Genomic DNA, 25,413 nt, shown 5'->3' with positions numbered 1-25,413 from the left:
TGGCCTATGCGCATAACTCTACTAAAAATGGTTGTGATTCTAAGTGTTATACTTTGGAATCATACCTTAATAGCTCAGCAAATTAGTGGTTTAGTGAAGAATGAAGCAGGTGAAGGTGTTGCTAACGTAACGCTTTCAATCGACTCAAAAATAATCACTAAAACTGATGATTTTGGAGCTTTTATCTTAGCCGATTCTTTAAATTTCCCGATACGTCTTGTTTTAAAACATCCTAATTATGAAGTGAAAACAGTAAGTGTTACGGTTTCAAATGTTGTTGTTCAATTGGTTTCTCTAGAAAACAGGGAACAACTAAATACGGTGGTTATTTCTTCAAATTTTCAAAAGGAAAGTCAGGTTATCATACCAACCACCAAAGTCAGTTCTAAAAACATTGAAGCATACAGTCCAGTGAACCTCGTTTCCGCTCTTAATGAAACTCCAGGTGTTTACATACAAAGTGGCGCTTTAAACACCAATAGAATCGTGATTAGAGGTGTGGGCTCTAGAACCCTTTATGGAACCAATAAAATACGAGCTTATTTTAATGGGATTCCTATTACCAATGGCGCTGGCGAAACCTCAATTGATGCTTTTGATCCTGAAGATATTGCCAATATTGAAGTCGTAAAAGGACCTAAAGCAACCCCTTACGGAAGTAATTTGGGTGGAACCTTATTGCTTAATACCAAACAAGCCGCTGTAGGAGAAACACGATTTTCAAACAGTTTTACCATGGGTAGCTTTGGTTTAATTAAAAACAGAATCACTTTTGGTACTGCCGAAGAAAAATTCGCTGTGCATCTTAATTATGACCATTTAGAATCTGATGGTTTTCGTGACAACAGCGCCTACCGTAGAGATGCCGTGCTGCTAAATACCAATTATAAGTTTGATGAAAAAAATGAACTCGGGTTTCTTATAAACTACACCAATTATTTTGCGCAAATAGCCAGTTCAATAGGACAGTCCGATTTTGAAGAAGATCCTTCACAAGCAGCATACACCTGGGGAGCTGCACAAGGTTATGAAGACAATGACCAAATTTTAATAGGTTTAAATTACACGCACCGATTTACCAACCGTTTTAGTAATACCACCTCAGTGTTTTACTCTTACCTAGATCATTACGAACCACGACCGTTTAATATTTTAGATGAATATACCAACGGTTATGGTGCGCGTACTCTTTTTGTTCAGGATTTTGATTTTCTAGATGATATCTCAAGCTTAAGTTTTGGTGCCGAACTATACGCCGATGAATACCATTGGAAAACACTTGAAAACCTCTATGAATCACAGCCCGGAAACGGCAGTATAGAAGGTGATTTGCTAAGTGATAATTTAGAAAAACGAAACAGCCTTAATGTTTTTGCTACGACAACTTTAGTACTTACTGAAGCTTTAAAAGTACAGTTGGGGCTTAACATGAATAAAACCAGCTTTTCGTTTTTAGATTATTATCATGATGGCAATGAAAATACCTCTGCCGATCGCGATTTTGATCCTATTTTGGCTCCAAATGTCAATGTTTTGTATCAATTTACACCAAATTTGGAGGTTTATGCGAATTTTAGCCGTGGTTATAATTTTCCATCTATTGAAGAAACCTTAACGCCAGAAGGGGTAATTAATCCAGATTTAGGGCCCGAAACAGGCTATAATTATGAGCTTGGTAGTGAATTTTATGCTTTTCAAAAGCGTTTGCGTATGCAGGTTTCAGCCTACCTGCTAGATATTGATAATTTACTTGTAGCCGATCGCGTAGGTGAAGATCAATACATAGGAAGAAACGCAGGAAAAACAGAACATAAAGGGGTAGAGCTTGCAGTTTTCTATACTCAAGAATTTAATTACAGTTTCATGCTTCGGCCTTATATGAATGCTGAAATTACAGATCACCGATTTATAGATTTTGTTGATGGAAATTCTGATTATTCTGGTAATGAACTTACTGGTGTGCCTGATCATAAAGTGAATGGCGGACTCCAATTCGGCTTAAAACATTTCAGCTTTGATACCAATATGTTGTACGTTGGAGATATGCCAATGAACGATGCCAACACTTTGTACTCTGATCCTTATACCGTTTTTAATGCGAAACTCGCTTATAAAAATGAACTCTCTGAGCACCTTAGTATCGAGGTGAATGCGGGTATTAATAATTTTACCAATGAAACCTATGCCGCTTCAATTTTAATAAACGCCGTTGGTTTTGGTAATTCTGAACCACGTTATTATTATCCGGGGGCTCCACGTAACTGGTTTGGTGGTTTTAAGTTGCGTTACGATATGTAGTAGAACAACATCAGTAAAATTGCTTCAATGCTGTTGACCTAAATTCCAATTTAATGTCAAATATATGTATTCATTTAATAATGTATATTTATCCATACAAACAAAAAATATACATGTCCTGTTGTAAAAGGTATTTTTTTTTCAGTTTAATGCTTCTCACGCTTTTTCTATGCGGATGTTCGGATAAGAAGAAGGCCGTATCCAAACATAAATATACTAACGATTTAATTAATGAATCAAGTCCTTATTTATTACAGCACGCCCATAACCCTGTTAATTGGAAAGCTTGGAGTCAAAAGACTTTAGATTTGGCAAAAAAGGAAAATAAACTTATAGTGATATCTGTAGGTTATGCCGCTTGCCATTGGTGCCATGTTATGGAAGAGGAGAGTTTTCAAAATGATTCTGTGGCAGCAATAATGAATTCAAAGTTTATTAACATTAAAATAGATAGAGAAGAACGACCAGACATTGACCAAGTTTATATGCATGCCGTGCAGTTGCTAACAGGAAGTGGTGGATGGCCCCTTAATTGTATTGCTTTACCAGATGGGAGACCAATATTTGGGGGTGCCTATTTTGAAAAGGAGCAATGGATGAAAATTTTAAAAGATCTTTCTGAATTGTATGAAACAAATCCTGACAAAGCGGTTGCTTATGCAGATCAGCTTACTGAAGGCATAAAAGAATCAGACTTAATAACATTAAACACGAACCCATCCGAATTCCAGAATAACATAATTGTTGATGCTGTAGAAACATGGAAAGAAAACTTTGATAGAATCGATGGTGGTGAAGAAGGAGTGCCTAAGTTTCCGTTGCCTAATAATTTGAGTTTTTTATTACGTTATGCTACGCAAAACAAAGATACAGTAGTAGAAAATCATGTTGAAAATACCTTAGTAAAAATGGCCTATGGAGGAATTTACGACCATATTGGAGGTGGGTTTTCTAGATATTCGGTAGATGCGAAATGGCACATTCCTCATTTTGAAAAAATGTTATATGATAACGCGCAGTTGGTTAGTGTGTATTCTAAAAAATATTTAACGCATAAAAATAAACTGTTTAAACAAGTTGTTTTTGAGACTTTAGCTTGTTTAGAACGGGATTTTTTCGATGGAAAACAAGCGTTTTACTCAGCGCTAGATGCCGATAGTTATACCGAAAAGGGAGCGTTAGAGGAAGGAGCATATTATGTTTGGGACAAACAAGCTTTAAAACACTATTTAGGAGATGATTTTGAAGCCTTTAAAATCTATTTTAACATCAATGAAACAGGTGCTTGGGAAAATAATAACTATGTGCTTTATAGAAATAAATCACATGCCGATGTAGCAAACTTAACAGGTCTTACAGACGATAAATTGCAAACAAAGCTTACGAAATGGAAAAAAGTACTCTTAGAAGTACGAGATAAGCGTAAACCACCAAGAACCGATAATAAAGCTTTAACCGGTTGGAACGCATTAACATTAAAAGCCTACACCGATGCTTATCGTAGTTTTCAAGATCCCAATCATCTTAAAATGGCCATGAAGATAGCTGATTTTCTTACTAATATTCAGAAGCAACAGGAAGGTGGTTTAAACCGTGTGTACATAAATAATGAAAGTTCCATTAACGCGTTTGCCGAAGATTATGCGCTAACAATTCAAGCGCTAATAGGGTTGTACGAAGTATCTTTAGATGAAAAATGGCTTATGGAAGCTAAGCAACTCATGGATTACACTTTGGCCCACTTTTATGATGACGCCTCAGGAATGTTCTATTTTACATCAGATTTAGATGCCTCATTGATTATAAGAAAAATGGAAACCGTAGACGGAGTATTACCTTCATCTAATGCTGTTTTGGCACATAATTTGTTTGCGTTAAGTTTGTATTATCATGACGATACCTATTCAGAAAAGGCTAATCAGATGTTGCATAATATGAGTAACGATATTCTATTATCACCTTCAAATTATAGTAGATGGTTAGGGTTAATGCAGAATTATACAAAATCTTTCTATGAAGTTGTTGTTTCAGGTGAAAATGTTAAACATAAAATAAGTGCCTTGCAACAATATTACCTGCCAAATGTTATTTACGCAGGAGCACGTTCGGAAAGTCAATTACCGTTGTTAGAAAATAAGCATGTTGACAATCAAACCTATATTTATGTGTGTGAAAAAGGAAGTTGTAAAGCACCACAAACCCAGGTTGAGAAGGCTATCCAATTAATTTTAAATGATTAATACTTTAAGATAATAAGTTTTGTAAATCAAGTATTTACAGAGCTTTTGAAGACTATGGTACTAACAAAGATGGAACCATGAATTTGAAAGCGTTTAATACCACAGATCGAGCAGAAGAATGGTTAGACGGTCAGTCGCAAATTACAAACGTAGATTTTTATATAAAGTCTTTCGATAAAATTAACACCAACGGTGATGATAAGCTATCGAGCCAAGAGTGGAAAGTAGGAGCCACAAGATATACAAACTACATTAGAAGTAAAGATTATAATGAGTTTGATACCGATAAGAACGGAGCAATTTCTTCTGCTGAATACTACAGCAACATGGCTAATTCCAATTACTTTTCTGGTTACGATATGAACCACGATAATAAATTAACGAAAGATGAAATTAATCAAGGTATGTTTAAGGAGTTCGATAAGAACAATGACGGTACCTTGGATGAAAACGAATTTGACCGTGAATATTAATTCATCTGCATTCAAAAACCATTAAGAGGGCATAGTGTCTTATGCTGTCTGAAATCACAAAAGTAATAGTAATTGCTTTAACTTTTTTTGAGCTAAACCTTTGTGTGTTAAGGGACGTGTTTGTTGCATAAAGCCTTTAAATTAGCTAATGAACTAAAACATAAATTATGCAAATTATATTTGAATATCATGATGTAGATGCTAGCGATGCTTTAGAAGCTTTTGCTAAAGAGAAACTTGAAAATTTGGGCGAAAAATATGATATGATTATTCGTGCCGATGTTTTTATTAAAGCAGAAAACACCACTTCAGACGAGACGGGAAAAATTTGTAATATCAGGTTAAGTCTTCCTGGTCCACGTTTATTTGCAGAGGCCAGTCATGACGACTTTAGAAACTCGGTTTCTGAATCTATAAATGAATTAGAGCGCCAATTGCGCAAGCGAAAGGAAAAGATGAAAACCTATTAATAACTAAAACAAAAACAAGATGAATTCAAGTAAAATATTAGGACTCGCCAAGTTGGCGACCTCAGGAAGAAAGACGAAAATTTTTTTAACAGCAGTTCAGTTAGGTCTGTTAACTTACTATTATTTTCAAAGTAAAAAGAGCAAACCACAGGTGTCTGATCAAGGTGCTGAACTAAGCGATGGTACTAAGGTGTACGGTTAAATAATACCCTTCTTTAAATTAAAAGCTTTCTAAAAAGTAACATCTGACAATACAGGGTACTTTTTAGAAAGCTTTTTTTATTCCCTGGGGATAATTTTAAAATGAATAGGCTTAAATGAGCCGCCATTACTGTCTTCGGCAGAACAGGCGGTTAAACAAATCAGTAAATCCATTTTGGCTTCAAAAGTCACGTAATCTCCGGCTTTTGAGGTAGGCGGGAGCACCCTAAGCTTGCCATTTTCACTAAACTGCACATTCATAAATATATTAAAGGCCGTAGGGATGTCATCTGGATCGACGCCAAAAGGTACTAGACTTTTACTTAAATTATCTTGACAGCTGGGGTGGTCACCTTCATAGTTATACATAATTTCAAAGGTCTCTTGACTGCATGGCGCGAGTAAAAAATCATTTCTACCGTTGGTGTCTTCTAAAATCTCCACCATTTTATTTGAACGGTTGCTCCACAAGAAATTTCCTTTAGTGAGTAATATAGACTCTTCAAAGTCTAAACTTTTTCCTGAAGATAGTTTTTCTTTTAAATCATGTTGGTTGAAAATAACCATGTCGCTTACTTGTTCACCATTGGGGTCTATGACCGTAAGACGTTCTCCTTTTTTTAGTTCGAAAGCCTTTCCGCTTTGTTTTTCAATAACATTAATGTGTTTCATACTAATTGTGATTTGGTGTGAAAAGGGCATTTCCAGTCTTTTTCAACGGCTCTGCCACTGTACTGTTTGGTTTCGCTGTCTTTTCCAAAATCCTTTAGTACAGGGTTGATGCTCCCTTGTCTTTTTTTATCTCGTTTGCGTATTTTCTTTTTTACTTTTGAATAACTTCCCATTTCCCTTAAGTGTTCAAATTGCCAGTGCAAATTGAAAACCAATGTTGGGTGCAGACTTTGCCTAGCCAATCTAGAGCTTTTAGGATGTAAGCCAATGATATAAAAGGCCTCACCCTTAATGCTGAAGCTAAAATTAGAATCGTTGGGATCATCACTCACAGCAGGATCCCATGCACAGTCATCATGGTCATGTAGTAACTGGAGTAGGTGCCATAAGTTTTTTTCAAAAGTGATTTCATCTTCAAAAGAATCATTAGGGAAAACCGCAATAAAGGATTCGAAATGATTGGACTCAAAATCGTATTGCACTATATAGTTTTCTAAATCTTCTAGTAGCAGCTTAGCTGTTTGTGAACTGTTCATTTCAGCATATGTTTTCAAGTGGTAATTATCTGCCTTAAATACACTTTTTGCCATTAAACACGGGTGCTTCTTTTCTAGAATAAATGTTCTAAAATTTTTTTCAATAGCCTTGATGTTTGTGTGACTCGGTTTCTCATAAATGTTCATGACTTTGTTGTTTGAAAAATCAGTATTCCTAAAGATGTTGACTAAGGTTTTTATTATTGATTTTTATGTTTTCTAAATTAAAATTAGGAAGTTAAAAGAGGTAAATACGTCGTAAAACATTCTTTTGTTAACTCAAAAAAAACACGGCTAACCTTTTAATTCTGTTTGTGTTAAGAATTTCATCTTTCAGATCAATAGTTCAGGTATTAAAAAAATAATTTTATCAAACAAAACTTAAACTTTGAAATTATGAAAACATTACAAGATTTATTTGAACATCAATTGAAAGATTTATACAGTGCCGAAACTCAGTTGCTCGATGCGCTACCTAAAGTGGGAAAACGAGCTAATAACGGTGACTTAAAAAATGCTTTTGAAGCCCACTTAGAAGAAACAAAAGAGCATAAGCAACGACTTGAAAGAATTTGTAATGCGCTTGACATTTCTACTTCAGGCGAGACCTGCAAAGCTATGAAAGGTTTGATTCAAGAAACCGAAAGCTTTATCGATGAAGTTGGAGACAAAGCCGTTATGGATGCTGGCCTAATTGCCGAAGCTCAACGCATCGAGCATTATGAGATTTCTGCTTATGGTACGGCGGTACGCTATGCTAAAGAATTAGGATTTGATGAAATCGCAACGATACTTCAAAAAACTTTAGACGAAGAATATCAGGCAGATAATAAACTTGATAAACTCGCGGAAGGAAGACTTAACACTAAAGCAAAAGTGAGATAGTTTCTCTATTAAACTGCCCGTAAATAACAGTGCTTGTTTGTGGGCAGTTTTTTTATTAGGTTCTAATCTGTTAAATACCTGCGATTGTGATAGATAAATAGACTGAAATCGTGATGCTAAATACAATATGTGCACCAATTAGCTGTAGGTAGAAAGGAAGTCTTGGAACCTTTGGAGGATTAGGATGCAGAGTAAACATGGTAGTCCATCCTATAACTCCAAGAATTCCAGCAAATAGCCCGTAAACGGCACCCCAAAGAATTTCAGATTCTAAAGCGACTAAACTTCTAAGATAAAAGTAACCGTAGAGAAAAACGAAGCCCATGATAAAATGTAATACCCAGCCAATCCAAATACCATATTTGGTTTGACCTGTAAAGGGACCACGATTTATTAACTGTGTGAGTAGTTCGGGCTCTCCAAAGTTTGTTTTTTTTATGTAAGATATAAAATAAGTAAAAGTGGTCATGAGCATGACAGCCGCAGTATTTATAAGTAAAATATTTAAAATAGACATAGATTATTCTTAAGCGTTAGTAAAAATTAGTTATCGATTTTAAAACCTGAAACCTACAAGTGTACTGGTTTAAATTACGAATCACCTCTCTTTGTACTAAAGTAATGGCTTGATTTAAGAAGCTTTAACTCAATAAAACAGAAAATAAACCTAAAAACAAAACGTATGAAATTAAAAGCAGTAATTCTAAATTGTACCTTAAAGAAATCTCCTGAAACATCAAACACTCAGGCCTTTATAGAACATGCCGAAAAAGAGTTTAATAAATTAGATGTTACGACTGAAACTATTCGGGTTGTAGACCATAACGTGGCTTATGGAGTTTCATCTGATGAAGGCGAAAATGATGATTGGCCAGATATTCTAAAAAAAATAAAGGCAGCCGATCTTGTAGTTTTGGCTACACCAATATGGCGGGGCGATAGAAGTTCGGTCGCCAAATTAGTGGGCGAACGCCTTGATGGTATTATGACCGAAGGTAATGATAAAAACGGTCAATTCCCTACTTATAACAAAGTGGCCGGCGTTCTAGTTGATGGAAACGAGGACGGCGCAAAAAAAGCCATTTCAAGTATATTGTTTGATTTTTCTGAACAAGGGTTTTCTATTCCCGTTAATGCCTTTTCCTATTATGTAGGTGAAGCGGGGCCAGGACCAAGCTATATCAAAGCTAAAGGAGATAAACACGAGTTTACCAACAATTGCATGTTGCTCATGGTTCATAATATGGTGCATTTGGCTAAAGTCTTAAAAGGTAATCCATATGCAACACATGTTAAGCAGCTGGAAGAGCAAGCAAAGAAAATGAGTAAATAATTACCAGATATTGCAAAACTGCTCATGACTCCAATCGGGCATTCTTGCTAAAATTACAAACCCTCTAAAATAAATGATAATTCAGAATTTGGATTATTGGTTTTGTTTTAGAGGGTTTCTCATCAATAGGGCTTAATCAACGTTTTAAAATAGGGTATCTGTTTGAGTTAACAAACAATTGTTTTAGGCACTTTAAAAAGAAGGGGGTTTAATAAATTTATAATTATAAGTTGTTGGAAGTCTATTTTTTGTGTTTGGGGTGTGCTAGAGATTCGGTGTAGAACGCGCGTGATCAGGCACAACCAATGAACAAATAATAATGAAAATAAAGTAAATATAATATGTCTAAATCTGAACAACCCCATGATTTAAAACGGAGTGTAAAGGAGCTTATTCCAGAGCTTTCCGAAGGGGAGAGAACCGTAACGGCACTTCCTAATGGTGGCTACCTTTTTCTAGAACACGATGTGCCTTCGTTACTAATTTACCGGAAAAAAGATAAGGAAGTTGCAACAGATAGGCTCGTACGTGGGGGCGCCTCATATCTTATTATTGGTACAGACGATTTTTATTATTATAAAAATTTTGTAGAAGATTTAACCGCTTTAATGGCTTCAAAATTTGGTTCATTTATCATTGTTGAAATTTATAAAGGAGCTATTGGAAGTCAGTCGTTTGTGGTGAGAGGGCCGGCACATAAACTCCCGGTGTCGCTACAGGTATTAAAAACCGAACTACTTAAAATAAAGTCGCAGCAATACAATGTGAAGTTAAACGTACGCATTGAACAGACTAAAAATCGACACATTGTTAATGATAAGCCCTTGTTGGATTTGGCTGAAATTAAACAACGGGGTACAACCCTTATTGGTTTAGAGGTGCCTCCGGTTTATCAAGATCAGAACGGTTCAGTATACCCGGTATATTTTAGAGATTTTAAGGACCAATTTATAAAGGCCATACAGCGTGCTGTATTTGAGTTCGTTCGTGTGCAAACCACCTCAACTTTGGCAAATTATAATGCCTTAGGACGACGTACCATTAGCGATGAGGTTTTCAAAATAGACAAGCAACTCACAGCCATAGAAACCAGTTATCAGTTTCTACTTTTAGTAGCTCCAGTTAATATTCAAACCATAAGATGCAAGTTTTTTGAGTCGCAGTTTAAAAAGCTAGATCGTTATCATTATAGGTTATTGCCTGTTGATCCCGATATTTTAAAAAGAAGGCTTTATGATTTACGTATAGACGAAATTGACGATCCGGCCATCTCTCATTTATTTGATGAAAAACGAGCAGAAATAGATCAAGAGCTTACCATGCTGAAAGAGCGTGGATCGAAAGATTTTCTATACAGTAGTATTCGTTTGTATAATGGTTTAGGTAAAAATCTAATTTCTGAAGCAAAAAGCATCCTTCAAGATATAGAGGAGGTTCAAGAGGAGTCTCAAGAGTCTGTAATAGGGACTTCAGAATTTAGAGATTTAGCGTATGAAGAATACGAGTTTTTCAAATCTCAAGACAGTCAATTTAAGTCTAAAGTTTATATCAGAGACGATGTGAATGTGATGATGGTGTCTAACGGTGAATTGTATTTGCCATCAGATTACACCATGAATAAAACAGAAGCAAAAGCATTAATTCAACATGAGATAGGGACACATACCCTGACTTATTATAACGGAAAACAACAACCCTTAACACAATTAGCTTCTGGTTTAGCTAACTACGATGCTCTACAAGAAGGTATTGCTGTGTTGAGCGAGTATTTGAGTGGTGGGCTCTCAGGGAACAGGCTACGAACCTTAGCGGGGCGTGTGGTCGCAGGAGCAGCGCTCATCAATGGAGCCGATTTTCACGAAATGTTTTTTCAGCTGTATTCTCAATATGATTTTACTAAAGAAAGGGCTTTTAATATTACCTCTAGAATGTTTCAAGGCGGGGGGTTTTTAAAAGATATTATTTACCTAGAAGGTTTGGTGAGTCTTAAAAACTATCTCATTGATGGTGGAGAGCTCTTGCCACTATTAAACGGAAAATTTGCCTTAAACCACATTAATTTAATTCAGGACCTTCAAGACCGAGGTCTTGTTATACCACCCAAAATAACTCCGAGATATATAGAAAATAAAAACTTTAACGATCGAATAAATAAAGTTAAACAGGGCTTGCCCATTTCAAAAATGATATAATTATGAAAATATGTTTTGTATTAAGCGCTATTGAAGCCGAGCCGGTGGGAACATCTGTGGTGCTCATGAGAAAGGCTCATGAAAGAGGGCATGACCTATACATTATGGGTGTAGGTGATTTTATTTTTAAACAAAATACACCTATGCAATTAAGGTGTTTGCTAGTAAATAAAAAATTAACGTATAAAACTGTAGATGATTTTTGGAATCAAGTACAGGATCAGGGTGGTCAAAAAACAGTCATCACAAGTGAAGATCTAGATGTTTTATTTTTAAGAAATAACCCCACTGAAGAAGCTGGTCATCGCCAATGGGCAGAGCATAGCGGCATCGCCTTCGCAAGAATGCTGCAGCAAGAAGGCGTACTCGTGCTTAACGATGCTTTTGCTATGTCTCACGCCTATATTGATAAGCTCTATTTTGAAGAATTACCTTCTGAAATAAAACCAGATAGTTTAATTACTCGAAATATGGACGACCTTCTAGAATTCTGGGAAAAGGTTGGAAAACGCATGGTTTTAAAACCTTTGGAAGGTTCTGGCGGACAAAATATCTACCTCATAGGAAAAGACAAGAAAAATCTCAATCAAATTTTTGAATCCCTTACGAGTCGAGGCTATGTTATTGCACAGGAATTTCTTCCAGGCGTTTCTAAAGGAGACGTACGTGTTATCGTTATGAATGGTAAAGTCTTAGAAGAAAATGGGGAGAAAGCGGTAATCAGACGCTTAAATAGCGATAAAGATGAATTCAGAAGTAATCTAGCGCTGGGTGCTAAACCTAAGAAAACAAAATATACAAAAGCGATTCAGCATATAGTTGAGGTTACAGCACCAAAGCTTATTAAAGACGGGTTGTTTTTTGTAGGACTTGATATTGTTGAAGATAAATTAATTGAAATCAATGTTTTGAGTCCGGGCGGGTTAGATTACTGCGAACGTATTGGACTGCCTTGTTTTGCTAATTCGGTGATCGAGGCCATAGAACGTAAAATCGAATATAAAAAACTTTATAAAAATAAGCTTCCCAACAAAGTGTTGGCTACCATGGACTAATTCTAATTCACATCAATGGTAGTGCATATTATTTGTTTCTACGGAAGTAAGTACAGCCTTTCTCTAGCCTTTAGTTGCTCTTAATTTTTGAGTGCTAAAAGCAAGGGGTCTGGGCATTATTAATCAAGATTTTAACATTTATAGATGAAAAAAGAAAGAATAGTTGGTAAATATACTAGCGGAAATGAAGGTCCGCTGTTAATCGTTACTGCTGCAGTTCATGGTAATGAACCTAGCGGCGTACAAGCGCTAGAAGCTGTGTTTAAAACTCTAAATCGCGAACAACCCACAATAAAAGGGACCTTTGTGGGGATTATTGGTAACCTCAAGGCCTTAAACGAAAAAGTACGGTATATCAACGAAGATTTGAATAGAGCATGGACTATTAATAAACTCACCTTTGAAGATTTACAAAGCCATGAGATTAGCGAGATGTTTGAAGTTGTGAAAATTTTAGAACAGCTTCAAGAGCAATCTTGGACTCAAAAGTATTTTATTGATTGCCATACCACATCATCGGCCAGTTTGCCTTTTATGTCGGTGCAAGATATAGGAGGTAACCTGTCATGGGCCGAACAATTTCCTATCAATAAAATTCTTGGTTTTTCCGATATGGTAAAAGGCACCTTTGATGGGTATATGACTGCGCGAGGCATCACCGGGTTTGTGGTTGAAGCTGGTCAACATGAAAGTTTGAAAAGTAATATCTATCATGAAGGGATGATCTGGCTAGGATTAGAAAAGGCTTGTCGTTTGAATTTTGAAGATCTTCATGAAAAACCAGAAGCCGTGACTGAAACTTTAAACGTGACTCAAAATCAAAAAACCTTTAAAATTATAACCCGTTTTGGATTAAAGCCTGATGATGATTTTAAAATGGTACCAGGATTTGAGAATTTTCAGCCGATTAAGCAAAGCGAGTTGCTAGCTATAGTAAACGGTAAGGAAGTGCGAAGTACCTGCGATGCTTATATTTTTATGCCCTTATATCAATCTAAAGGGAATGATGGTTTTTTTGTTATTGATTCTATTAAAATAGTTTAAGCCTAACCATTTCCATTTACTAAATTGTAGATGTTGAATCCGAATAAGACTATGATTGTGAGTATCGCGAAAACAGTAGGTAGTGGGACGTTTTTTATATTCAGAGGCACTCTAAAAGTTGAAGGCTCGTCGTTTTCGGTTTTGTGTTTTAGCCGGTATCTTATAAGGCCAACGTTTACCATACCAAAAACTGTGAATATAAAAATATTACTGATAGAAGCTACCGTTTTAAGGTTGCCAATAAGACCAAATCCTATGGTAATAATAGCCAGAGCGGCAATCGCGTAGTTGGGTGTAGATTTTCCAAAACCTTTGAGTGTGGTAAAGTGTTTCAGCCAAGAGATTTTACTATCTCGTGCCACATCATAAAGAAGTCTCGAGGTACCCAAGAGATTACTTAAAATGGTTTTACTGGTTGCAAAAAGGGCTACAATAACTAAGATTGTTCCTCCTAAGGCACTCCATTGCGAGCTAATTACTGCAGCTAAAGGTCCTTTTTTTTGAGCCAACTCCTCGGCACTAAAGGTGCTTACAGCGCTGATGGCAATCATAACGTATATGACAAGCACAATAACCCCACTTAACAATATGCCCCTAGGGAGCACTTTTTTGGCGTCCTTGGTTTCTTCGGCCATGCCAACCAAATCTTCAAAACCTACATAGCTAAAAAATATTAAAGCAGAACCGGCTAATATGTCAAGATAACCGGCATCACCAGAATCAAACGGAGCTACTGATCCCCAATCGGGAATGGAAAATGCAATCACAACTCCTAAGCCTATTAAGGTGATAATTGTCGCAATAGTGTTGTAATAAGAACTAAATTTTGAACCTAAGATGTTTAAAAGTGCCATTAAAATGATAATACTCACAACAGCTATGGTATTTGGAATATCTGTTAAGCGGCTCAAGTATTCTGCAAAACTAATGGCAATAGCAGCCGGGGCTACTACGCCAGTGAAAATCATAAAAACAGAGATAAAATATGCGGTACGTTCGTTAAAGCTTTGTTTTATATATTCAAAACTTCCGCCAGCATCGGGAAATCGGCTTACAAACTCAGCATAGGAAAGCCCGGTTAGTAAAGCCACTATAGCAGCAATAGCAAAGCTTAACCAAAGCATGTTGCCACTTAAACCTGCGGCTTGCCCTATAATCGCATAAATACCTGCGCCAACTATACCTCCAATGCCGAACATTAATATATCCCAAAATCCGAGTGATCTTTTTAAGTCTGTTTTGCTCATGTTTTAATTGGTTGCAAGTCTTTTTAGTGATTATCCTTTAGCTATCGTCTGCTTTTTCTGAGTGCTTATTTTTGCTATTACCTTTATCTTCATCATTATAAAGGAATGGATGGTCGTCTATGCCTAAACCAACAATTTTGATAATGCTAGCCACTGTATAATAAAGCATTAGTACGACTACAATTAAGCCACCACTTACAATAGCAGACAGCCCCAAACTTAAATAGTAAACAATAGTAAACCATGATTGAGGTACGCTATCGGCTTCAGCAATAGGGATATTAAAAATTTGGAAAATAATCATTGAAGTCACTAACACGATGGTGTCTGTTTTTGCAATCGTTAAAATGTGCCTATAATGATCGTCGGTGAGCTTAGATTTTGTATTAGAGCTGACACTTAATAAGGTGAGTAACAAGGCTAAAATCGTAGCCGAAGCTAATACAACCGTATTGCACAAAGTATTTATGCCCGACAAAGAACCTTCTAATAACTGTTTTGCTTCATAACCGCTTACCGAGCCGAGTATGAAGGCTCCAGCCCCTACGATGAGCGTAGCAACAAGACCACCAGATAAAGCTTGTATGTTGTGTCTTGATAATTTCAATTTTTACAAATTATTTGTATTCATCAATTAAAATAAACTTGTGATTTGGTATAGGAGCATTTCCGGACTTTAAATGCTTAAGGCTTTTATGCAGAACATCAATTAATTTTTCATAGGAATTGGGTTTTTGTATGTAGAGATTAGCTCCCTTTTTTTGCAGTTCATCAACTACAGAAATGTCAATGTTATTCGAGTATATAAATACTGGGATATCTCGAAGTTTTTCTTCAAGCTTGATATCGTTTAAACATTCTATGCCATTCATTAAGGGCATATTGAGATCTAAGTAAATGGCATGCGGTCCTGGCTTTGAAGGATTTAAAAGGTTATCCATCAAGGTGACACCATTGTCGAAAGTAACCACTTGGATGCTTGATTGTATATTTTCAAAAGCCTCTACAAATAACAGGCGATCATCCTCATCGTCATCGGCTAAATAAACTAATAATTGTTCTGGCAAGTTCATGTTTATGTTATTTTTAAAGCCCTCTTCTATCGATTAAATTGTTCAAAATAGCAATTAAGGCTATTATTAAAAGTATATGTATAAGCCCGCCTACTGCAAGTGCAGTGATCACACCAAAGAATCCTAATATCCAGGTGAGAATACAGACAGCAGCGACAAACCATAAAATGTTTCTCATCATAGCAATCTAAAAAATATTAATTGTGTTAAGTTTAGTTTTTATAGTTAGTAGGTTTAGGTGTGATAAAGTTAAAGTGTTTGCGTAAAGATTGTTAACTGTATAGCTGTGCTATGTTGACGCAATCCGATACAGTTCTAAGTTTTAACGTAAAAGAATAGTTTTTAAATTAACAGGTTTATTAGATATAGGTTTCAATAGGTCTTTTGCTAGTGTTAACATCTGTAGAGATGTGTGGGTATTATTCTGGTTTATTTTTTCTTTCGATTTTGTGGTTCAAATAGCCAAAAATGATATTGATGATTACAATAACCACTACAGCACTTACCAATTCAATATAGAGTTTAAGAGCAGCCATACAGCCTAAACCCGCACTGCACCAAATGGTTGCAGCAGTAGCTAAGCCTTTTATTTTATGATCTCTAATGATAATGACACCAGCACCTAAAAAACCAACACCTACTATAATATGACCAATAATTCGGCTTAAATCAACATATTCAATACCGATATACTGAAGAGAAATATTTGTGAAGATGGCTGCTCCTACCGAAACTAGAGCGTAAGTTTTTAGCCCCGCATTTTTGTTTTTCATCTGGCGCTCTAATCCAACGCAAAAACCAGCCACCATGGCAAGCACAATGGATATCATGAAATCAAAATAACTATTGCTTTCTAATTCAAGTATGTTTAATATGAATAGTAACCTGGTCATAACGTGAAAAATCGGAAATTAAATTACTGTTTGAAGCTCAATCAAGCGTGTTGGATTAAAGAAAAAATGAACTCAAAAACTCTCACTTTCGTGAAAGTTATTTATAGAAGCAAATATTTGGTCTACAAATCTTTAGAGCAAATTATTTCGTGATATGTGTTAATAATTCTCTTTTTAAAATTGCATTTTCGATGGGTCATTCTTTTAATGAATGACCGATTATCTTGATTTTAGAAAATTAAACGACACAACAACATGGGAGAAACAAACAAACAGCAGGAACAATCAAAGAAAATTAAAGATTTAGAAGCTCACTACAAAGAGTCTAAAGGAAAAACTATGACCACCAATCAGGGGTTAAAAGTAAACGATACCAACAACTCTTTAAAGTCAGGAGAGCGTGGTTCAACTTTATTAGAAGATTTTTTGTTACGTGAGAAAATAACCAATTTTGACCATGAACGTATCCCAGAGCGTATCGTTCATGCACGAGGAAGTGGTGCACATGGTGTGTTTGAGCTATATGAGAGTATGGAGGAGTTCACTAAAGCTGGAATATTTACAGATACGCAAAGGAAAACACCTGTTTTTGCACGTTTCTCAACCGTGGCAGGTTCAAAAGGATCAACAGACTTAGCGCGCGATGTACGTGGTTTTGCTGTTAAGTTTTATACCGATGAAGGAACCTGGGATTTGGTAGGAAACAATATGCCTATCTTTTTTATACAAGATGCCATGAAATTTCCAGATTTAGTGCATTCTGTAAAGCCAGAACCTAATAATGAAATTCCGCAGGCGGCTTCAGCGCACGATACTTTTTACGATTTCGTTTCTCACGCGACCGAAACCATGCATAATCAAATTTGGTTGATGAGTGATCGTGGTATTCCAAGAAGTTTGAGAATGATGGAGGGGTTTGGAATACATACTTTCCGATTAATTAATAAGGAAGGAAAATCACATTTTGTGAAATTTCATTGGAAACCTAAATTAGGGGTGCATTCTGTAACTTGGGATGAAGCCGTGAAAATTAGCGGTGCCGATTCCGATTTTCACCGTCGTGATTTATGGGATGCTATTGATGCTGGTCAATTTCCAGAATGGGAGTTAGGCTTACAAATTGTACCAGAAGAAGATGAACATAAATACGATTTCGATTTACTAGATCCTACCAAGCTAATTCCAGAAGAAATGGTTCCTGTAAAAATTGTAGGGAAAATGACCTTAAATCGTAATCCGGAAAATTTCTTTGCCGAAACCGAGCAAGTTGCTTTTTTGCCAGGACATATTGTTCCAGGTATAGACTTCACTAACGATCCGCTGTTACAAGGTCGTTTATTCAGTTACCGAGATACGCAATTATCTCGTCTTGGCGGACCAAATTTTCATCAAATACCAATAAATAGACCGGTTACAGAAACACATAACAATCAACGAGACGGTTTAATGCAAACCGAAATTCCGAAAGGACAAACCGCTTATTTCCCAAATAGTATTGGTGGTGGTTGTCCGCATTTGGCTAAAATGGCAGAAGGCGGATTTACAGCTTATGAAGAACGTATTGATGCTAAAAAAGTTAGAACGCGTAGCGAAAGCTTTAGCGATCACTTTTCTCAGCCAGCATTATTTTACCGAAGTTTAGCCGATTGGGAGCAGCAACACGTTGTGGAAGCCTATAGTTTTGAATTGGGGAAATGTAAGGAAACGCACATTCAAGAGCGCATGCTTTGGATTGTGAGTCAAATTGATGAAAGCTTAGCTGAAAAAGTAGCTAAGAATTTAGGGCTTCAAGTACCTGAAAGTGTAGAGCAACCTATAAATCAATCAATAGGTGCTGATGCCGATGTTGAAAAATTTCAGCCTAAGGCTAAGAAAATATATTTAGACCAAGCACCAACTTTAAGTCAAGCAAATACCGTGTTTGATACGATAGCGACTAGACAGATTGCGGTTCTAGCTGCCGATGGTTTTAATATGAGTGATTTTAAAATGTTTTCAGAAGCCCTAGAGAAGGAAGGCGCCATAGTGAAAATTGTTGCACCACATGGCGGAACGGTAACCTGTTCTGAAGACATGAAGCATGAAGTGTCTGCTGCTATTTCAACTACTGAAAGTGTGTTGTACGATGCCATTTATATCCCTGGAGGTCAAGCTTCAGTAGATGCGCTTATGGGTAATAAAAAGTTTATAAAATTTATAAATGAAGGCTTTAAACATTGCAAAGCTATCGCAGCTAGTCATGAAGGAAAAAATCTAATCAATGACAGTTTAGTTAAAAATTATTTAGATGACACAGCTGTGTTTATAGACGCTAAGCCGAATGACTTTATAGAAGCTATTTCTAAACATAGAAACTGGGACAGATTAAATGTTATAGCTGATATACCTGTATAATCAGGATTTTAAAAAATATAGATAAGGCTGTAAATTATATGAACACCGTACAAATCATTGGCATATTAGCAAGCATTTTTACAACGGTTGCCGTCTTACCTCAAATCATTAAAGCGGTAAAGCGCAAATCGGTTGCCGATGTGAGTCCGCTAATGTTTTCGATATTGTGTCTAGGTGTAGCCTTATGGGTGGTATATGGTATTTTAAAGAGAGATTGGCCTATTATAATCTGTAATGCCATCTCTCTTTTGTTTAATGGCATCATGCTTTATATCATGATTTCATCGCCATCAGAAGAGAAAAAAGAAGAGAAAACTACGAATGAATTAAACGTATAAAATTATGAGTAAACCAAATAAATTTCCAGATCAAGAACAACGTAAACCTGGCGATCAACATAAAATGCACCCTGAGCCAGAACTCATACGCAAAGATTATAAAGGCTCAGAAAAACTAAAAGGGAAAGTAGCTTTAGTCACAGGTGGCGATAGCGGTATTGGAGCTAGTGCCGTTTTACATTTTGCAAAAGAAGGCGCTCATATTGCTTTGGTGTATTTAGAAGAAAGTAAAGATGCCGAAGCTATTAAGAAACAGGTTGAACAGGAAGGGCAGGAGTGTTTGCTCATTAAAACAGATTTATCAAGTGAAGAAAATTGCAAAGCCTGTGTCGAGGAATGCGTTACTAAGTTTGGGAAAATCAACGTGCTAGTGAATAACCATGCCACACATTTTCCTAAAAATTCACTTTCAGAAATTAGTAAATCGCAATTAAAAGATACTTTTGAAACCAATGTTTATCCGTTTTTCTATCTCACACAAGCGGCTTTAAAACACTTAAAAGCACAGGATTCAATTATTAATACGAGTTCAGTAACCGCTTATCGTGGGAGTTCTCATTTAGTAGATTATTCTAGTGCCAAAGGTGCTATAGTTAGTTTTACAAGGTCACTTTCTGCACAGCTTACCGATAAAAAGATAAGAGTAAACGGCGTTGCTCCTGGTCCGATTTGGACACCCTTGGTGGTCTCCTCTTTTGATGATTTATCCGATTTTGGTACAGATACCCCTATGGGCCGTGCTGGACAACCTAGCGAGTTAGGTCCCGCTTACGTTTTTTTAGCTTGTCAAGATAGCAGCTACATCACAGGGCAATTCATTCATATTAACGGCGGAGAAATTATAGGTGGTTAATTTGGGGTGCAGTCCGATGCTTTATTGCCTGATTTTATTTATGGCTAGTTGCTTAACTACGTTTTAAAGATTACAGTTCCCTTATTTATTTTTAATTGAAGAGGAATAAATAGAATAGTATATAAATACTCATAGACGGTTGCTAGATAAATAAGAATAATATAAAAAACCGCAAACATTTATCAGTTAAATGTTTACGGTTTTTTGTTGTGGAGTCGGAGAGAATCGAACTCTCGTCCAAACAAGTAACCAAAGGGCTTTCTACACGTTTATTCTTTTCTTGGGTTTTCGATTATAAGCTGGTTAAAGACAACCTATTTATAACTTATCTTCTTTAGTTTCGAAAGCAAATCGAAGCGCTTCACTTTCTATATTGACATTTACGATGCCTCAAAATGGAACGCCGTCAATCAAGGCTTTCCGGAGACATAAAGCTTGTACACCTTGTGTACCTAGGCCAATTCTACTATAATTCGAATTATGCAGCTAAAGCGTAGTTATTCTCGCCGTTTAAAAGTTGGTCTAGCCTTTTACGTGTTTCAATGCCATTACACGACGTGCTTACCGTTCAATTAATCTCGCTGTCAAAACCAGTCGACCCCATTATTATTGAAATAGTAATTTTTATTTTGGCGTTTCCCTATCGGGTCAGGCTTTCCGCTATATCTTTTTTGTGCTGAACTTGATTCAGTACCTTATTATACATTTCTATATCTTGAATTCGTTTCCATTCAACATGACAACAAGCACAAAAAAGGATGCCGCTACAATCCTTAACGCGGGCGGCAAAGTTATTAAAAAACTTCTTACTGCCATTAAAAACCACTACTAATTGTTCAAAAGCTATGCCAATTCTCTTGTTGTCAGGTTGAAATACGGGCTCTTGTTGATGTTTCTCTTAAAAAAAGATATAGAAAAGTAGTTATAAGCTTATAGTATAAACTGATTATAGACCCTTCAGGTTTTTAAAACCTGAAGGGTCTGATGACGTTAATGATTTCGAAGTCCAGAACGTTTAGGTATCAATAGAAACCAATCTCGACTGCGGTTTGACATTTTACTTTAAGCTGAACTAAAGCATGTGAAACTCACTATGAACCTCTAAAAAATGATAAAACCAGCTCAATATTTTAAACCACATCAGTATATAAATGAGTAAATTAGTAGAAGTCTAGCATACGAGCTATTTAAAGAAGATTTCTATGAATCAGTTAAAAATCGCCATTATCAAAGAACGGAAAACCCCGCCCGACCGGCGTGTGGTGCTTTCGCCTGAACAATTATTGGCCGCTAAGCAACGATTTCCTCAGGTTGTTTTTAAGATAGAAGCTTCCAATATTCGTGTGTTTTCAGATGAAGCTTACCAAAAAGCAGGTTTTGAGGTTTCTCGTGCAGTTTCCAACTGTGATGTTTTTATCGGCATAAAAGAAGTTCCGGTGGAAGCCCTTATTCCGAATAAAACTTATCTTTTCTTTTCGCACACCATAAAAAAACAAGTACATAACCGTTCACTTTTAAAAGCGGTTTTAGATAAAAATATCACGCTCATTGATTTTGAAACCATGGTGAACAGCCAAGGAAAGCGTTTACTTGGTTTTGGGAAATACGCTGGTATCGTTGGTACCTATAACGGATTAAGAACTTGGGGCTTAAAATACGATACTTGGCAACTACACAAAGCAGGTGAATTAAATGATCAACACGATTTGTTATACCATTTAAAAAAACTAAAACTGCCAAATCTAAAAATACTAGCCACAGGAAATGGGCGCGTGGCTAAGGGTGTGGAGGCCATGTTAGACGTCATGCATATCAAAGCGGTTTCTGTTGATGCCTTTTTAAATAATACTTTTCACGAACCCGTATATTGTAAAATTCACGTAGGCGACTATTACAAACATAAAGCCGAGACTGTGTTTAATAAGATTCATTTTTATGAAAACCCGCAAGATTATGAATCTGATTTTATGAAGTTTGCTCGGATGGCTGATTTATTATTTGCCGGGCATTTTTATAGTGAAGGCGCACCGTATTTTTACACTAAGGAAGATGTACAGTCTTCAGCATTCAATATTAAAGTCGTGGCCGATATCAGTTGTGATGTTAATGGCCCCTTAGCCACAACCCTTAGAAGCTCTAATATTGAAGCACCTATTTATGGTTATGACCCAAAAACAGGACAAGAAACCGATTTTAAAAATAAAAATGCTATTGCAGTGATGGCCGTGAGTAATTTGCCATGCGAACTGCCAAAAGATGCAAGTGAGGGTTTTGGTGAAGTTTTTTTGGAAGAAATCTTACCGGCCTTTTTTAATAACGATAAAGATGGTATTTTGCGTCGTGCAAAAATTACCGAAAACGGCAAATTAACCAAACGTTTTAAATATCTGCAGGACTATGTAGGTGGAAACGAACACTTTTGATAATCAATTAAGGATGAAAACAGCTTTAGTAACCGGCGCAGCTTCCGGATTAGGATATGAATTGGCTATTTTATTAGCAAAAGATCAATATAAACTCATTTTGGTAGATGTAAATCCTGAAACGCTAGCTAAAGCAAAAGCGAGTTTATTAAAAGATTTTGATGTTGAGGTAATCACTTTAGTTAAAGATTTAGGAGTACCTAACGTTTCTAACGAAATTATGAGCGATTTAGGAAACCAGCCTATTGATGTGCTTATAAATAATGCAGGGTTTGGTTTGTTTGGTACGTTTGCTGAAACCGATTGGGAACGCGAATCGGCCATGTTACACGTGCATATTTTAACCGCGACGCACTTAACCAAACTGGTGTTGAAAGGTATGGTAGAACGCGGCTCGGGTAAAATTCTAAACATGTCTTCTTTAGCCGCTTTTCAACCAGGACCGCTTATGTCTATATATTATGCATCCAAAGGGTATATGTTGTCTTTCTCTGAAGCTATTGCTAACGAACTAAAAGGTACAGGTGTTACGGTAACAGCGGTATGCCCAGGACCTACGCAAACATCTTTCCAGAAAACCGTTTCAGAAAACACGAAAGACAATAAAATAAAATTCAATATGGGCACGGCCAGTGAAGTCGCTGCATATGGCTACAAAGCAATGCTCCAAGGGAAATCGTATGCCATTCCGGGGACCTTTAATAAGTTTTTGGCTATTCTTCCAAGGTTTTTGCCTAGAAGAACAGCTTCTCATATTGTTAGAACCATTCAGCAAAAAAATCGGGAAGATTAATATCCCTTTACGAGGATTATAGGGGTGTCCAACCCTTGAGTGGATTACAGAGGTGTTTTCGACCAATAATATTTTATTTTACAGTCAATGCACAGAGTTAAGAAATACTAATTTTTGTCCATGCAGCTACACAAGGGATTGCAGCGGCATCCTTTTTTTGCTGCCACCAATGGCAAAAAAAGATATAGTGGAAAGCGTGGTTTTTAAGGTGTTTTAAACTCACAAATAGCCTCTGGCTGTTTCCTTAAACTTTAAACCTTAAAAATGTGCCCAAATAATTAAATTCTAAATATCCCACCAAAAGCGACAACGCGTTGTAAATAGAAAAAATGCTGAGAAGCACTGTCAGACGGACTTAAGGTTGTTCTAATATCACTCATGTTGATGTAGCCGCCTTTTAAATCGAGCTGGATAAAGAAGTGCTTGTAGAACGTCAAGTTAATTCCGGCGTGAGCAGAAACTCCAAATCCTGACAAATGGAAATTATCATAACGGTCTTTTTGCAGTAAAGTTGAATTGGTTCTAGGTAGTAAAATACCTCCAGCTAAACCTTCGGTTAAATTGATTTGAAATTTATCGGTATTGGGTAACCTGAATAATTTCGAGATATCGTCAAATCTAGCAAATTCAGTGTAGATGTAATTGAGCCCATCGGTGTGCTCAAACATTAAAAAACTTTCAGAAACAAAAAAAGCTTCGTTATTATAAGTATTGTTAAAAACAGACCCTATTTCAGAGTCTGGTAAATCAATATAGCCATTAACGTTTCGTGTTTGATTCCTGTCCATGACATACTTCATATGATCTAAGCCAATGGAAATGGTATAGTTGTCTGAAACAAAATACCCAATTTTAGCATTGGTTTGTGGTATGGTCATGCGTGAAGGATTAATATAATCGATATGCCAGCCTTTAGGTTTGTCGTGTGCGGTTGCATCTTCAATAGTGAAATGGTAATCGTCACCTCTAAAAGTGATGTCCGATTTTGAATAGGATTCACGGTTTCCGCCCCAGCTAAAAAAGAATTTTCCTTTATTAGTTTCGGTGTATTTTGGTGCTGTTTCTTGACTTAATAGGTTGAGAGAACAGAATAGAAAGGCTAAGCCTAGAACAGATTTTAGGGTCATGTGAATGGGGCGCAGGGTATGTCAACAGTAAACTAGAAAGCGTTTACTGTTTTTCTAATGGCTACTAAATTAGTTAAAAGTTGCTCCAAATTATCTAAATGAAGCATGTTAGCGCCATCACTTTTCGCATTTGCAGGATCGAAATGTGTTTCTATAAATAAGCCATCTACATGGTTTACAATACCAGCTCTGGCAATGGTTTCAATCATGTCTGGTCTACCACCGGTAACACCAGCCGATTGATTAGGTTGTTGAAGTGAGTGCGTGACATCTAAAACCGTTGGTGCGTATTCGCGCATGGTTGGGATGCCTCTAAAATCTACAATCATATCTTGGTAACCAAACATGGTTCCGCGATCGGTAATCCATGCTTTGTCACTTCCAGAATCCTTTACCTTTTGAACGGCGTGTTTCATGGCTTCCGGACTCATAAATTGGCCTTTTTTCAAGTTGACTACTTTTCCTGTTTCAGCGGCAGCCACGACTAAATCGGTTTGGCGTACTAAAAAAGCAGGGATTTGTAACACGTCTACATATTGCGCAGCAAGTGCCGCGTCAGATATTTCATGAATATCGGTAACGGTTGGGATATCAAAGGTGTCAGATACTTTTTTAAGGATTTTTAAGGCTTTTTCATCACCAATTCCTGTGAAGCTATCTATACGACTGCGGTTTGCTTTTTTGAAACTGCCTTTAAAAATATAAGGGATTTCTAATTTGTTAGTGATTTCAACCACTTTTTCAGCAATACGCAGTGCCATTTCTTCACTTTCTATAGCACATGGGCCACATAGTAAAAAGAAATTGTTAGACTCGGTATGTTTTATTTTTGGAACATCCTTAAGATTCATAGCCTTAAAATTTAGGCTGCAA

Annotated in this window: 25 protein-coding genes and 1 other RNA gene; 15 read left to right on the top strand and 11 right to left on the bottom strand. The window is 36.6% G+C overall.

Annotation, left to right across the window (positions count from 1 at the left end):
• The first annotated feature begins 6 nt into the window (after positions 1–6).
• The 5 genes from Q4566_RS08430 to Q4566_RS08410 all read left to right on the top strand — a co-directional run bounded on the left by Q4566_RS08430 (position 7) and on the right by Q4566_RS08410 (position 5,683).
• A complete protein-coding gene (locus Q4566_RS08430) occupies positions 7–2,298 on the top strand; it encodes a TonB-dependent receptor (RefSeq protein ID WP_303420188.1) in 2,292 nt (763 codons plus the stop codon).
• Between the two features lie 149 nt (positions 2,299–2,447).
• Positions 2,448–4,538, top strand: a complete 2,091-nt coding sequence (locus Q4566_RS08425) for a thioredoxin domain-containing protein (protein WP_303420187.1) — start codon at positions 2,448–2,450, stop codon at positions 4,536–4,538.
• A 77-nt stretch (positions 4,539–4,615) separates the two neighbouring features.
• A complete protein-coding gene (locus Q4566_RS08420; protein ID WP_303420186.1) occupies positions 4,616–5,011 on the top strand; it encodes an EF-hand domain-containing protein in 396 nt (131 codons plus the stop codon).
• Between the two features lie 167 nt (positions 5,012–5,178).
• Positions 5,179–5,481, top strand: coding sequence for a ribosome hibernation-promoting factor, HPF/YfiA family (gene hpf / locus Q4566_RS08415; protein WP_303420185.1), 303 nt, complete (start codon positions 5,179–5,181; stop codon positions 5,479–5,481).
• A 19-nt stretch (positions 5,482–5,500) separates the two neighbouring features.
• The gene (locus Q4566_RS08410) at positions 5,501–5,683 is read left to right on the top strand and encodes a hypothetical protein (RefSeq protein ID WP_303420184.1); all 183 of its coding nucleotides are present in this window, start codon (positions 5,501–5,503) and stop codon (positions 5,681–5,683) included.
• 77 nt (positions 5,684–5,760) lie between these two features.
• On the opposite strand, the gene Q4566_RS08405 is transcribed toward Q4566_RS08410, so the two are convergent.
• Both Q4566_RS08405 and gntA read right to left on the bottom strand, forming a co-directional pair.
• Positions 5,761–6,354, bottom strand: a complete 594-nt coding sequence (locus Q4566_RS08405) for an urea carboxylase-associated family protein (RefSeq protein WP_303420183.1) — start codon at positions 6,352–6,354, stop codon at positions 5,761–5,763.
• The gene (gene gntA / locus Q4566_RS08400; RefSeq protein WP_303420182.1) at positions 6,351–7,037 is read right to left on the bottom strand and encodes a guanitoxin biosynthesis heme-dependent pre-guanitoxin N-hydroxylase GntA; all 687 of its coding nucleotides are present in this window, start codon (positions 7,035–7,037) and stop codon (positions 6,351–6,353) included. The genes Q4566_RS08405 and gntA overlap by 4 nt, the downstream gene beginning before the upstream one ends.
• Before the next feature lie 249 nt (positions 7,038–7,286).
• On the opposite strand from gntA, the gene Q4566_RS08395 reads away from it, so the two are divergent.
• Positions 7,287–7,775, top strand: coding sequence for a ferritin-like domain-containing protein (locus tag Q4566_RS08395; protein WP_303420181.1), 489 nt, complete (start codon positions 7,287–7,289; stop codon positions 7,773–7,775).
• Positions 7,776–7,845: 70 nt separating this feature from the next.
• Here Q4566_RS08395 and Q4566_RS08390 read toward each other — a convergent pair whose 3' ends face one another.
• The gene (locus tag Q4566_RS08390; RefSeq protein WP_303420180.1) at positions 7,846–8,292 is read right to left on the bottom strand and encodes a hypothetical protein; all 447 of its coding nucleotides are present in this window, start codon (positions 8,290–8,292) and stop codon (positions 7,846–7,848) included.
• 165 nt (positions 8,293–8,457) lie between these two features.
• Between Q4566_RS08390 and Q4566_RS08385 the strand changes: the two genes are divergently transcribed.
• The 4 genes from Q4566_RS08385 (at position 8,458) to Q4566_RS08370 (ending at position 13,399) form a co-directional block, all read left to right on the top strand.
• Positions 8,458–9,108 carry a flavodoxin family protein gene (locus tag Q4566_RS08385; protein WP_303420179.1) on the top strand — a complete coding sequence of 217 codons (651 nt, stop codon included), beginning with the start codon at positions 8,458–8,460 and terminating at the stop codon, positions 9,106–9,108.
• Between the two features lie 341 nt (positions 9,109–9,449).
• On the top strand, positions 9,450–11,300 hold the full coding sequence (locus tag Q4566_RS08380; protein WP_303420178.1) for a flavohemoglobin expression-modulating QEGLA motif protein: 1,851 nt from the start codon (positions 9,450–9,452) through the stop codon (positions 11,298–11,300).
• 2 nt (positions 11,301–11,302) lie between these two features.
• Positions 11,303–12,355 carry an ATP-grasp domain-containing protein gene (locus tag Q4566_RS08375; RefSeq protein ID WP_303420177.1) on the top strand — a complete coding sequence of 351 codons (1,053 nt, stop codon included), beginning with the start codon at positions 11,303–11,305 and terminating at the stop codon, positions 12,353–12,355.
• Between the two features lie 144 nt (positions 12,356–12,499).
• Entirely contained in the window at positions 12,500–13,399 is a 900-nt protein-coding gene (locus Q4566_RS08370) for a succinylglutamate desuccinylase/aspartoacylase family protein (protein ID WP_303420176.1), read from the top strand.
• A gap of 2 nt (positions 13,400–13,401) precedes the next feature.
• Here the strand turns inward: Q4566_RS08370 and Q4566_RS08365 are convergent, their stop codons facing one another.
• The 5 genes from Q4566_RS08365 to Q4566_RS08345 form a co-directional block, all read right to left on the bottom strand.
• Positions 13,402–14,646, bottom strand: a complete 1,245-nt coding sequence (locus Q4566_RS08365; protein ID WP_303420175.1) for an APC family permease — start codon at positions 14,644–14,646, stop codon at positions 13,402–13,404.
• Between the two features lie 37 nt (positions 14,647–14,683).
• Entirely contained in the window at positions 14,684–15,253 is a 570-nt protein-coding gene (locus Q4566_RS08360; protein WP_303420174.1) for a hypothetical protein, read from the bottom strand.
• A gap of 10 nt (positions 15,254–15,263) precedes the next feature.
• Positions 15,264–15,719, bottom strand: a complete 456-nt coding sequence (locus tag Q4566_RS08355; protein WP_303420173.1) for a response regulator — start codon at positions 15,717–15,719, stop codon at positions 15,264–15,266.
• 13 nt (positions 15,720–15,732) lie between these two features.
• On the bottom strand, positions 15,733–15,897 hold the full coding sequence (locus tag Q4566_RS08350) for a lmo0937 family membrane protein (RefSeq protein ID WP_303420545.1): 165 nt from the start codon (positions 15,895–15,897) through the stop codon (positions 15,733–15,735).
• 241 nt (positions 15,898–16,138) lie between these two features.
• Positions 16,139–16,612, bottom strand: coding sequence for an MgtC/SapB family protein (locus tag Q4566_RS08345; protein ID WP_303420172.1), 474 nt, complete (start codon positions 16,610–16,612; stop codon positions 16,139–16,141).
• A 255-nt stretch (positions 16,613–16,867) separates the two neighbouring features.
• Between Q4566_RS08345 and Q4566_RS08340 the strand changes: the two genes are divergently transcribed.
• Genes Q4566_RS08340 through Q4566_RS08330 form a run of 3 tightly spaced genes read left to right on the top strand, consistent with a single transcriptional unit; the run spans position 16,868 to position 20,197 of the window.
• On the top strand, positions 16,868–19,006 hold the full coding sequence (locus Q4566_RS08340) for a catalase (protein ID WP_303420171.1): 2,139 nt from the start codon (positions 16,868–16,870) through the stop codon (positions 19,004–19,006).
• Between the two features lie 38 nt (positions 19,007–19,044).
• On the top strand, positions 19,045–19,344 hold the full coding sequence (locus tag Q4566_RS08335; protein ID WP_303420170.1) for a SemiSWEET family sugar transporter: 300 nt from the start codon (positions 19,045–19,047) through the stop codon (positions 19,342–19,344).
• Between the two features lie 4 nt (positions 19,345–19,348).
• Positions 19,349–20,197, top strand: coding sequence for an SDR family oxidoreductase (locus Q4566_RS08330; RefSeq protein WP_303420169.1), 849 nt, complete (start codon positions 19,349–19,351; stop codon positions 20,195–20,197).
• Between the two features lie 207 nt (positions 20,198–20,404).
• Here Q4566_RS08330 and ssrA read toward each other — a convergent pair.
• Positions 20,405–20,799: a transfer-messenger RNA gene (ssrA, locus tag Q4566_RS08325) on the bottom strand.
• A 600-nt stretch (positions 20,800–21,399) separates the two neighbouring features.
• On the opposite strand from ssrA, the gene Q4566_RS08320 reads away from it, so the two are divergent.
• Together Q4566_RS08320 and Q4566_RS08315 are read left to right on the top strand one after the other, a co-directional pair.
• Positions 21,400–22,620, top strand: coding sequence for an NAD(P)-dependent oxidoreductase (locus tag Q4566_RS08320; RefSeq protein ID WP_303420168.1), 1,221 nt, complete (start codon positions 21,400–21,402; stop codon positions 22,618–22,620).
• A gap of 13 nt (positions 22,621–22,633) precedes the next feature.
• Positions 22,634–23,413: an SDR family oxidoreductase gene (locus Q4566_RS08315; protein ID WP_303420167.1), complete on the top strand. Its 780-nt coding sequence runs from the start codon at positions 22,634–22,636 to the stop codon at positions 23,411–23,413.
• 278 nt (positions 23,414–23,691) lie between these two features.
• On the opposite strand, the gene Q4566_RS08310 is transcribed toward Q4566_RS08315, so the two are convergent.
• Positions 23,692–24,540, bottom strand: a complete 849-nt coding sequence (locus tag Q4566_RS08310; protein ID WP_303420166.1) for a hypothetical protein — start codon at positions 24,538–24,540, stop codon at positions 23,692–23,694.
• A 32-nt stretch (positions 24,541–24,572) separates the two neighbouring features.
• The gene (gene kdsA / locus Q4566_RS08305; RefSeq protein ID WP_303420165.1) at positions 24,573–25,391 is read right to left on the bottom strand and encodes a 3-deoxy-8-phosphooctulonate synthase; all 819 of its coding nucleotides are present in this window, start codon (positions 25,389–25,391) and stop codon (positions 24,573–24,575) included.
• Between the last annotated feature and the right edge of the window lie 22 nt (positions 25,392–25,413).

Source organism: Tamlana sp. 2_MG-2023, from assembly GCF_030548465.1.
GTDB lineage: Bacteria > Bacteroidota > Bacteroidia > Flavobacteriales > Flavobacteriaceae > Pseudotamlana.
Note: the sequence above shows the minus strand (reverse complement) of the source record. Positions and strands in the feature narration are given on the sequence as shown.

What these genes read in the sequence shown, in the direction of transcription:
- Q4566_RS08430 (WP_303420188.1), top strand. Translation starts at nt 7, where the DNA reads ATGCGCATAACTCTACTAAAAATGGTTGTGATTCTAAGTGTTATACTT.
- Q4566_RS08425 (WP_303420187.1), top strand. Translation starts at nt 2,448, where the DNA reads ATGCTTCTCACGCTTTTTCTATGCGGATGTTCGGATAAGAAGAAGGCC.
- Q4566_RS08420 (WP_303420186.1), top strand. Translation starts at nt 4,616, where the DNA reads ATGAATTTGAAAGCGTTTAATACCACAGATCGAGCAGAAGAATGGTTA.
- hpf (WP_303420185.1), top strand. Translation starts at nt 5,179, where the DNA reads ATGCAAATTATATTTGAATATCATGATGTAGATGCTAGCGATGCTTTA.
- Q4566_RS08410 (WP_303420184.1), top strand. Translation starts at nt 5,501, where the DNA reads ATGAATTCAAGTAAAATATTAGGACTCGCCAAGTTGGCGACCTCAGGA.
- Q4566_RS08405 (WP_303420183.1), bottom strand. Translation starts at nt 6,354, where the DNA reads ATGAAACACATTAATGTTATTGAAAAACAAAGCGGAAAGGCTTTCGAA.
- gntA (WP_303420182.1), bottom strand. Translation starts at nt 7,037, where the DNA reads ATGAACATTTATGAGAAACCGAGTCACACAAACATCAAGGCTATTGAA.
- Q4566_RS08395 (WP_303420181.1), top strand. Translation starts at nt 7,287, where the DNA reads ATGAAAACATTACAAGATTTATTTGAACATCAATTGAAAGATTTATAC.
- Q4566_RS08390 (WP_303420180.1), bottom strand. Translation starts at nt 8,292, where the DNA reads ATGTCTATTTTAAATATTTTACTTATAAATACTGCGGCTGTCATGCTC.
- Q4566_RS08385 (WP_303420179.1), top strand. Translation starts at nt 8,458, where the DNA reads ATGAAATTAAAAGCAGTAATTCTAAATTGTACCTTAAAGAAATCTCCT.
- Q4566_RS08380 (WP_303420178.1), top strand. Translation starts at nt 9,450, where the DNA reads ATGTCTAAATCTGAACAACCCCATGATTTAAAACGGAGTGTAAAGGAG.
- Q4566_RS08375 (WP_303420177.1), top strand. Translation starts at nt 11,303, where the DNA reads ATGAAAATATGTTTTGTATTAAGCGCTATTGAAGCCGAGCCGGTGGGA.
- Q4566_RS08370 (WP_303420176.1), top strand. Translation starts at nt 12,500, where the DNA reads ATGAAAAAAGAAAGAATAGTTGGTAAATATACTAGCGGAAATGAAGGT.
- Q4566_RS08365 (WP_303420175.1), bottom strand. Translation starts at nt 14,646, where the DNA reads ATGAGCAAAACAGACTTAAAAAGATCACTCGGATTTTGGGATATATTA.
- Q4566_RS08355 (WP_303420173.1), bottom strand. Translation starts at nt 15,719, where the DNA reads ATGAACTTGCCAGAACAATTATTAGTTTATTTAGCCGATGACGATGAG.
- Q4566_RS08350 (WP_303420545.1), bottom strand. Translation starts at nt 15,897, where the DNA reads ATGAGAAACATTTTATGGTTTGTCGCTGCTGTCTGTATTCTCACCTGG.
- Q4566_RS08345 (WP_303420172.1), bottom strand. Translation starts at nt 16,612, where the DNA reads ATGACCAGGTTACTATTCATATTAAACATACTTGAATTAGAAAGCAAT.
- Q4566_RS08340 (WP_303420171.1), top strand. Translation starts at nt 16,868, where the DNA reads ATGGGAGAAACAAACAAACAGCAGGAACAATCAAAGAAAATTAAAGAT.
- Q4566_RS08335 (WP_303420170.1), top strand. Translation starts at nt 19,045, where the DNA reads ATGAACACCGTACAAATCATTGGCATATTAGCAAGCATTTTTACAACG.
- Q4566_RS08330 (WP_303420169.1), top strand. Translation starts at nt 19,349, where the DNA reads ATGAGTAAACCAAATAAATTTCCAGATCAAGAACAACGTAAACCTGGC.
- Q4566_RS08320 (WP_303420168.1), top strand. Translation starts at nt 21,400, where the DNA reads ATGAATCAGTTAAAAATCGCCATTATCAAAGAACGGAAAACCCCGCCC.
- Q4566_RS08315 (WP_303420167.1), top strand. Translation starts at nt 22,634, where the DNA reads ATGAAAACAGCTTTAGTAACCGGCGCAGCTTCCGGATTAGGATATGAA.
- Q4566_RS08310 (WP_303420166.1), bottom strand. Translation starts at nt 24,540, where the DNA reads ATGACCCTAAAATCTGTTCTAGGCTTAGCCTTTCTATTCTGTTCTCTC.
- kdsA (WP_303420165.1), bottom strand. Translation starts at nt 25,391, where the DNA reads ATGAATCTTAAGGATGTTCCAAAAATAAAACATACCGAGTCTAACAAT.